This window comes from Paraburkholderia sp. CNPSo 3076 (genome assembly GCF_026343935.1).
Taxonomy (GTDB): Bacteria; Pseudomonadota; Gammaproteobacteria; order Burkholderiales; family Burkholderiaceae; genus Paraburkholderia; species Paraburkholderia nodosa.
The window spans coordinates 1-666 of record NZ_JAPMAL010000140.1 but is presented as its reverse complement, the minus strand read 5'-3'; the positions used below and the strand labels follow the sequence as shown (position 1 = coordinate 666).

The window sequence follows — 666 nt, the reverse complement described above, 5'->3', positions numbered from 1 at the left end:
CCACGCCATACCAGCGAGCAGTTCGTGGCCTTCCTCACCGACGTTATCGCCAGCCAGCAGCCCAAACAAGAGATCCATGTGATCTGCGACAACGTCAGCAGCCACAAGACCCCGCGCGTGCAAGAGTTCCTGCGGCAACACCGAAACGTGCGGTTGCATTACACGCCGACCTATACCTCCTGGCTAAATCAGGTGGAGAACTGGTTCTCGCGCATCCAGCGCGACGTGATTGCGCGAGGTATCTTCACCACGGTAAAGGATCTGGAGCGCAAGCTGATGCGCTATATCCGCGAGCACAGTGCGACACGTGTCGCCGTCAGCCGCGCGTCAAGCGGCATGCAGTAGGCGGTAAAGCTCGTCTCTGTCTTGTGGGCGGCGACAATTAGCTTGGCCGGTCGTTGACGTTGGTTTTGGCCGGTGGTGAGGAGTCGGAGGCGGCGTAGCCGCCGGAGGCGACGAACCACCGGCGGCGCCGCGTCGGCGGGGAAATAGGATGGCTGATCGATTCTTAAAGAAGAAGCGGTCAGCACATGTCTGGAACCCGCATCACCGACCAACAGGTTCGCCTCTACATGAACAAGCGCAAACACCATCCGCAGGAAGTCGCGGCCGCCAAGGCAGGAATAAGCGTGCGCAGCGCACGCCGCATCGAGCGTGACGCGACGT

General features: G+C 60.8%; 1 protein-coding gene. It reads left to right on the top strand.

What is annotated here, in order from left to right:
• Positions 1-345 (top strand): transposase (locus M3A49_RS42415; RefSeq protein ID WP_266233996.1); only part of this gene is annotated, 345 nt, incomplete at its 5' end.
• Between the last annotated feature and the right edge of the window lie 321 nt (positions 346-666).